Genomic DNA, 499 nt, shown 5'->3' with positions numbered 1-499 from the left:
AGGTTAACGAGCGCAGGGTTGGCCAGAACAATAGCCGTGGTCGGCGTTGGCGAGAAGCTTGAGGGTGGCGAGTTGTTGGAGTTGTTATAGTTGGCGAGTTGGTAAAGTTGTTAGATAGTTAGGTCGTTAGATTGTTAGCTTGTTAGGATGGCGAGTTGTCTAAATCGTTGTAGTTGGCGAGTTGGGAAGTTGGGAAGTTGTGTTTCTCAGATATTGGAAACCTACGTTTTAAATATAAATCCAGGTAGAACATAGAAGCTCTCAGTTATAAAAACCCGTATTTAAGATTTCTCAATTAAAGGATATCTTCCATTTAAATAAGAAAGTTTCAATTTAAAAACCGCAGGGCAGGCCGGAACAATAGCCCCGGGGCCGGCGTTGGCGAGAGAGCTTCAAGGGCGCACTCGAGGTGGTAGTGTGGCTGGCCTAGCGCGAAAGAAGAGTGTGCCGGATGGAATTGGAGCTCGGTGCGGGTTGATAGCGATCTATTGTTCTAGAC

This window comes from Saccharicrinis fermentans DSM 9555 = JCM 21142 (assembly GCF_000517085.1).
GTDB lineage: Bacteria > Bacteroidota > Bacteroidia > Bacteroidales > Marinilabiliaceae > Saccharicrinis > Saccharicrinis fermentans.
The sequence above is the reverse complement of the archived record's forward strand: the minus strand, read 5'-3'. Positions refer to the sequence as shown.